The organism is Streptomyces sp. URMC 123, assembly GCF_051386515.1.
Classification (GTDB): Bacteria; Actinomycetota; Actinomycetes; order Streptomycetales; family Streptomycetaceae; genus Streptomyces.
On sequence record NZ_JBPQTV010000342.1, the window covers coordinates 1 to 6,789 of the forward strand.

Here is a 6,789-nt window from a genome sequence, read left to right on the forward strand (position 1 = left end):
CGCTATGTTCTCGGCCGCCGGCTTGTCGTAGCCGGCCCGCTTCGCCCGGTCCCACGGCGTGACGCCGTCCGGCGTGTTGTGGTCGAAGAAGTTGCGGCGGGCCATGTCCGCGCTGTGGTCCGCGGATGCCTGCGCCAGGCGGCTCTCCCAGCGGACCGGGGAGCAGCCGGCCTCCGCGCGGCGCTGGTTGACCAGCGTGAGGACGCGGCCCTCCTGGCCGCCGGGGCCACCCGCCGGCGGGTCCGCGCGCCGGGTGGCGCTCGGCTTCGCGGCGCCCGGCGCCGACGCCGCGGCCGAGGCCTTGTCGGACTTCTCCGCCTTCGGGGACGCGGAGGCGGACGGGCTCCCACTCGCCGAAGCGCTGGCGCTGGCGCTCGCGCTCGCACTCGGCGAAGCAGTCGCGCTCGGGGACCCGCTCGGCGACACGGCCGCACTCGCGGACGCGCCCGGCACGCCGGCCCCCTGGGCCACCGCGTCGCGGGTCGTCACCGGCGGGGACGAGGCCTCGGGGGCCTTGGCGTCGTTCTTGAACGTGGCGTAGCAGCCGCCCGTGGCGATCACGAGGGCCGTGGCGCCCGCGATCGCGGCCCGGCGGGCCGTCCGGCGCCCCGACGGAGCCCGGCGCCGCCCGCCTCCGGAACGCGCACCACCGGAACCCGCGCCACCGGCCCCGTACGACACCTCGTACGACGCGGCCGTCGGCTCGTACGACACCTCCGGCTCCGGCGCCCACTCCGGCAGCGCCATCCGCGCGTCCGACGCGGCCAGCAGCGCGCCGAAGACCGTCGCGGGCGCGGCCAGGCCCGCCACCGTACGGCGGCAGCGCGTGCAGCGCCGCACGTGGTGGTCGACGCTGCGCCGCTGGCCGGCGCTGAGGGTGACCGCCCGGCGGGCCCGGTGGCCGCCGCCCGCCCCGCCGCGGTCGACGAGCGCGTCGAGCCCCGAGCAGCGGCCGCGCTGCCGCGCGACGAGCACCATCCGCACGGCCGTGCCGAGCGCGGCCCGGGACCGGTGCACCAGCACCGCGGCGTGCGCCCGGCCGACGCCCAGCACCTGGCCTATCTCCGCGCTGGTGAGCTGCCAGCGCACGGCCAGCTCCAGCACCGACCGCTGGCGCGGTTCGAGGCCGTCGGCGGCCTCCCAGACCAGCGCCTCGGCCTCGCGCCGCTCGGCGGCCCGCTCGGGGCTGCCGTCGGGCGCCGCGTCCACCAGCTCGGGCAGCTCCGCGAGCGGCACCGCGCCGGGCCGGCGCAGCTGGGTCATGGCCTGCCGGTAGGCGATGCCGAACAGCCAGGCCCGTACGCGCTCGGGGTCCCGCAGGTCCTCCCAGCCGCGCCAGGCGGCGACGAACGACTCCTGGACGATGTCCTCGGCGAGGTGCCGGTCACCGACCAGCCGGCGGACAAAGCAGAGCAGATCGGAACCATGCTGCGCGTAAAGCTGCCCGAAATCGGCTCGCTCGCCACGGTTCTCTCCCACGGTCCCTCCCGGGATGACGACGTCTCTCGGAGGGCAGTCGCCTCCCGGCGAGGGAGATTACGGTCTGCGGGAAAAAATATTTTCGATCGGCGGACGATTGTGTCGTCCTTCACGCCGTGCGGCGGCCCGGCGGCCCCGGTTCATCCCGCCGGGGCGGGACTCCGCGCGACTAAGGGGACTTTTTCGCCTTTGCCGCCCTTTTCATCTCTTGCTTGTACGCCCGGACCTTCTGGAGCGACTCGGGTCCGGTGATGTCGGCGACGGAGCGGTACGAGCCCTCCTCGCCGTACGCGCCGGCGGCCTCCCGCCACCCCTCGGGGGCCACCCCGAACCGCTTGCCCAGCAGCGCCAGGAAGATCCGCGCCTTCTGCTCCCCGAACCCCGGCAGCTCGGTCAGCCGCGTCAGCAGCTCCGCGCCGCTGTCCGCGTCCCGCCATACGGCGCTCGCGTCGCCGTCGTAGTGGTCGACCAGGTACTGGCAGAGCTGTCGCACCCGCTTGGCCATGGAGCCGGGGTAGCGGTGCACGGCGGGCTTCTCGGAGAGCAGCGCGGCGAAGGACTCGGGGTCCTGGGCGGCGATCTCCCGGGCGTCGAGATCGTCGTGGCCCATGCGCCGCGCGATGGTGTGCGGGCCGGTGAAGGCCCACTCCATGGGGATCTGCTGGTCGAGGAGCATGCCGACCAGGAGGGCCAACGGGCTGCGCCCGAGCAGCTCGTCGGCGTCCTCCTGCTGTGCGAGCCGAACGTTCATGCCGTCCATGGTCGCGCCGCGCCGGTCCGGCCGCGACGCCGACACGCGCCCGGCGGGAAGCCCGGCCGCGCACGGCGCGCGCACGGCGAAAGGCCCGGCCGGAAGGCGGGCCGAATGCCGGGTCCCGCGCGCTCGCCGGGCCTCCACCGACGACCCCGCCTTGTGTAGAGTGGAGCAGCCCGCGCGCATCGCGCGCGCAGCACGCCCGCCGCCTTAGCTCAGCTGGTAGAGCGTTGCTCTTGTAAAGCAAATGTCGCCGGTTCGAACCCGGCAGGCGGCTCCACGGAAATCCGCAGGCACGGTCGTGACCTGCGGATTTCTCTTTTCGCGCGGCGGCGTGCGGGACGTCTTCCCGCCCGGGTGACCTGACTCATTCCGCTCGCGCTTCTTGTCGGGCCGCGTCCGCCCCCTGCCACACTCGTGCCGGTCGTCAAGGGCATGTCACCAGGCCTTCGCGTCGACACGGTGAGCGATCGCGCGAACACGGGAACGCGATCACCGGAACGCGATCGCGCCATCGCGCGATCGGGCGGCCACGCGATCAACCGAATGATCCAGGGCACGGGCGGGCGGACGCCGAACCGACGAGGAGACTCACATGCTGGACCAGGCCACGGTCGATCAATATCTCAAGCGCATCGGCGCCCAGCGCCCCGAGCGCGCCGATATCGACGCCCTGCGCCATCTCCACGAACGCCATGTGCTGTCCGTGCCGTTCGAGAACCTCGCGTACCACATGGACGAGCCGGTGCAGCTCAACGAGAAGGTCGTCCAGAAGATCGCCTATCAGAACCGGGGCGGCGGCTGCTACGAACTCAATCCAGCCTTCGGCTACTTGATAGCGAGCCTCGGCTTCGAGTACGAGATCCTGCCCGGCCGCACGTACAACAGGACGACCCTCGGCCCGCCGCTGTGCCACATGGCGCTGCGCGTGCGCATCGGGGACGAACTCTGGCTCGCGGACGTCGGCTTCGGCAAGACCTCCCGCTGGCCGCTGTCGTTCGACACCGAGGACGTCCAGCAGGACCCGCACGGCGAGTACCGGCTGGTCAAGGCCGACGAGGGCGGCACCGACGTCATCTTCAACGGACGCCCGCAGTACCGGATCGACGACCGCCCGCTGACCCTGGCCGACTTCCTGCCCACCCTCTGGTGGTACCGCACGGCGCCCGACTCCACCTTCCTCCAGTACGTGTTCTGCGCCATGACCACCGAGAACGGCCGCATCACCATCAAGGACAACCAGCTGACCCGCGCCGAGGGCGGCCAGCGCGTCACCGAGGACCTCGCCACCGACCAGGCGGTCATCGACGCCTATCGCACATGGTTCGGCATCGAACTCGACCGGGCGCCGAAGTGCGTCGACCGGTACATCGGCCAGAACGTGGACATGTACCTGGACTGATTCCGTCGGCGCCTCCGGCGAGGCCCACCGCCCTGCTTACTCTCGGAAAGTGAGCGTCGACCCCATGATGAGCATCGGAACGGCCGAACGACAGAGCGTCCAGGAGCTGCTCGCCGCCGAGGCGGCCCGCCAGTGCGTCATTCACGAGCGCTGGGCCCGGGACATCGGCGACTGGGACGAGATGGCCAAGTGCTACTACGACGACACCCGCATAGCCGTGGGCTGGGCCTCCTGCAGCGGGGCCGAGTTCATCGAGCACACCAAGAAACTCGCGGCCACCCCGCGCGGCCAGGGGCTCCACCAACTCGGCCCCATTCAGGTGCAGGTGAACGGCAACCGCGCCTTCGCCGAACTGCCGGCGCAGATCGTCATGCCGGTCCAGGTGCACGGCCTGGAGGCCATCCTCTACGTCTGGGAGCGCATGTGCTTCCGGGTGGAGAAGAGGGTGGACGACTGGCGCATCGCCGAATTCAAGGCCGTCTACCTCAAGGACTATCTGACCCCCGACCGCGCCAATGGCCGCATCGAGGTGGACGACCGGAAACTCGACACCTGCCGGCCGTCGTACCGCTACACGCAGTACTGGTCCATCCAGGCCGGCTGGGGCGACCACCCCGACCGCCCCGGCATCGACCGCCCGGAGACGGTGCGCGAGGTCTACGACAGCAATGAGGCGTGGCTGCACGAGGTCGCCTGACCCGCCGCGCTGCACGAGGCCGCCTGACCCGCCGTCCGCGGCACCCACCGAGCCAGAGGCTCCCCGCCCCGGGGGCCTCTGGCTCTCGCGCGTCGGGCTCGCCCGGCCGGGGCGCACGACGTCACCTGACAGATTGTCACGCACCGCGTTGCCGCCGTTATACGGCGTATCCAGACTGGACGGGCGTGCGGAGCCGGCACCGTACGTCCACCGCCACGCAGCCAGCCACCCGCAGAGAGGCATCGTCCGATGACCAAGGTCGCGATCGTCTACTACTCGTGCACCGGCTACGTCCACCAGCTCGCGGCAGCGGCGGCGGCCGCGGCCGAGAAGGCGGGCGCCGAGGTCCGGCTGCGCAGGATCGCCGACGAGGTCCCCGACCGCGCCGTCACCGAGGAGCTGGCCATCGACCGGCAGGGGTGGGCCGAGCACGCCGCGAGCACCGCCGACGTCCCCGAGGCGACCCTCGCCGACCTGGAGTGGGCGGACGCCATCCTCGTCGGCACCTCCGTGCGCTTCGGCCTGCCGGCGCCCGCGCTGATGCGGTTCATCGACACCACGACCCGCACGGCGATCGCCGGCAACCTGCTCAACAAGGCGGTCTCCGCCTTCGCCTGCGGCGACGGCACCCACGCCGGGCACGAGACGACGATCCTCGCCCTGCACAACAGCTTCTGCCACTGGGGCTCGGTCATCGTCTCCAACGGCATCACCGACCCGGTCCTCTACCGGCCCCACAACGGCTGCCCGTACGGCACCAGCAGCGTCTCCAAGCTGACCCCGGGCACCGTGCACGAGGACAACATCGCCGCGGTCGAGTTCCAGACCCGCCGCACCGTGGAGATCGCCGCGGCCCTGCGCCGCGGCTTCGCCTCCGCACCCCGATGACCGCTCCGATGACCGCCCTGATGTTCACCCCGACGACCCCGACCCCCTGACGCCGCGGCGCCGGCACGCCCCCCAAGCCTCGACGACCGCGCGCGCATCCCGTTCCAGGGAGGACCCGATGACCAGCCCGACCCACGCCCGCGACGCAGCACAGGCACCGAGGGGACCCGACCCGGCCGACGGCGCCGGGGCGCCCCCGTCCGCGCCCGGGGCCGCCGGGGCCCCGGGCGCGCCGACCGCCACCGGCGACGGCGCGGGCGCCGCCCGGGCCGCGGGCGGCCGGGCGGCGGCCCCCGCCCGCGGGGTGTCCGGCCTGGTGCTGATGCTGCTGGCGGCCCCGGCCGCGCTCGGGATGACCGGCCCCGCGATCGTCCTGTCCGACATGGCGAACGGCTACGGCGTCTCCGACGGCGTCGCCAGCTGGCTGGTGACCACCGCGGGCTGGGGCATCGCCATCGGCACCCCCCTCGCGGCCGGTCTCATCAACCGGCGCGGGCTCCGCACCACGCTGCTGACCAGCGCATTGCTCCTGCTGGTGGGCTCGGTGCTGGTGGCCGCCGTGCCGTGGCTGCCCGCCGTGCTGCCCGGCCGCGCCGCCCAGGCCATCGGCGGCTCAGGACTGATCGCCGTCGCGATGAACCTGGCCGCCGGCTCCGCCCGCAAGATGGGCCTGATCACCTCCGGCATCGCCGCGTTCGCCGCCGTCGGACCGCTCGTCGGCTCGGAGATAACCGACGGGCTCACCTGGCAGGTCGTCCTCGTCCTGCCCGCGCTGAGCCTGCTGTTCGTGCCGTTCGTCGCCCGGCGCGCCCCGGCGAACCCCATGGCGGAGAGCCGGTTCGACGTCCTGGGCGCCGTGCTGCTCACCGCCCTGGCGACCGCCCTGGTCTTCATCCCGTACTTCCCGCTGCCCGCCGCCATCTGTTCGGTCGTCGCCGCCGCGCTGCTGGCCCTGCACATCCGCCGGCGGCCCGAGGGCTTCGTCCCGATGGCGCTGCTGCGCACCCCGGCGTTCCTGTTCGCCAGCGGGCTCGCGCTCGCGCTGGCCACCTCGTACTTCGCCCTGCTCTACATCATCCCCAGGCTGTTGACGGACGAGGCCGGCTGGAGCGACGGCTCCATCGGCATCGGCACGCTCGTGGTCCAGGTCATCGGCTCCGCGCTGTCCTTCGTCCTCGCCGCGGTCGCCGCCCGCATGGGCCGCCCGGCCGTGGTGGCGGTGCTCATCGCCCTCGGCGTGCTGGCCCCGCTCGCGGTGGCGATCTGGGTGTGGGCGCCGCTGCTGCTCGCCGCGATGGCGGTGGCGCTCTTCGCGGCGGCGGGCGGCCAGGCCACGCTGATGGTCCACGCCACGGATTCGGTGGAGGACCGCAAACGGCCCGTCGCCATCGGCATGTTCAACCTCTGCTACCAGATCGGCGGCGCGTTCGGACCCGCGCTGGCCACGCTCTTCGTGATCTGAGGAGGCCCCGAAGCCCCGACCGACCCCCCTGCTGAACGTCCCCTTCCGGGAGAACCGCCCCTCCGGGCCCGTGGGCCACCGCGCCCACGGGTCCGGCGCATCTCCCC

General features: G+C 73.1%; 6 protein-coding genes and 1 tRNA gene. 5 read left to right on the forward strand and 2 right to left on the reverse strand.

From position 1 onward, the window contains the following. Both ACSNOD_RS26680 and ACSNOD_RS26685 read right to left on the reverse strand, forming a co-directional pair. Nucleotides 1-1,479 (reverse strand): sigma-70 family RNA polymerase sigma factor (locus ACSNOD_RS26680; protein WP_436769617.1); only part of this gene is annotated, 1,479 nt, incomplete at its 3' end. A gap of 169 nt (nt 1,480-1,648) precedes the next feature. Continuing rightward, entirely contained in the window at nt 1,649-2,230 is a 582-nt protein-coding gene (locus ACSNOD_RS26685; protein ID WP_436769618.1) for an HhH-GPD-type base excision DNA repair protein, read from the reverse strand. A 207-nt stretch (nt 2,231-2,437) separates the two neighbouring features. Between ACSNOD_RS26685 and ACSNOD_RS26690 the strand changes: the two genes are divergently transcribed. The 5 genes from ACSNOD_RS26690 to ACSNOD_RS26710 all read left to right on the forward strand — a co-directional run bounded on the left by ACSNOD_RS26690 (nt 2,438) and on the right by ACSNOD_RS26710 (nt 6,682). Then, a tRNA-Thr gene (locus ACSNOD_RS26690) sits at nt 2,438-2,513 on the forward strand. A 315-nt stretch (nt 2,514-2,828) separates the two neighbouring features. Then, nucleotides 2,829-3,635 (forward strand): arylamine N-acetyltransferase family protein, encoded by an 807-nt coding sequence (locus ACSNOD_RS26695; RefSeq protein ID WP_436769619.1) that lies wholly within the window; start codon nt 2,829-2,831, stop codon nt 3,633-3,635. Between the two features lie 49 nt (nt 3,636-3,684). Beyond that, nucleotides 3,685-4,332, forward strand: coding sequence for a nuclear transport factor 2 family protein (locus tag ACSNOD_RS26700; protein ID WP_436769620.1), 648 nt, complete (start codon nt 3,685-3,687; stop codon nt 4,330-4,332). A gap of 249 nt (nt 4,333-4,581) precedes the next feature. Continuing rightward, complete coding sequence (locus ACSNOD_RS26705; protein WP_436769621.1) at nt 4,582-5,220, forward strand: flavodoxin family protein; 639 nt, start codon at nt 4,582-4,584, stop codon at nt 5,218-5,220. Between the two features lie 118 nt (nt 5,221-5,338). Next, the gene (locus ACSNOD_RS26710) at nt 5,339-6,682 is read left to right on the forward strand and encodes an MFS transporter (protein ID WP_436769622.1); all 1,344 of its coding nucleotides are present in this window, start codon (nt 5,339-5,341) and stop codon (nt 6,680-6,682) included. Nucleotides 6,683-6,789: the final 107 nt, after the last annotated feature.

Bases quoted from the DNA above. Each gene is read 5' to 3' on its own strand.
- ACSNOD_RS26685 (WP_436769618.1), bottom strand. From the start codon at position 2,230: ATGAACGTTCGGCTCGCACAGCAGGAGGACGCCGACGAGCTGCTCGGG.
- ACSNOD_RS26695 (WP_436769619.1), top strand. From the start codon at position 2,829: ATGCTGGACCAGGCCACGGTCGATCAATATCTCAAGCGCATCGGCGCC.
- ACSNOD_RS26705 (WP_436769621.1), top strand. From the start codon at position 4,582: ATGACCAAGGTCGCGATCGTCTACTACTCGTGCACCGGCTACGTCCAC.
- ACSNOD_RS26710 (WP_436769622.1), top strand. From the start codon at position 5,339: ATGACCAGCCCGACCCACGCCCGCGACGCAGCACAGGCACCGAGGGGA.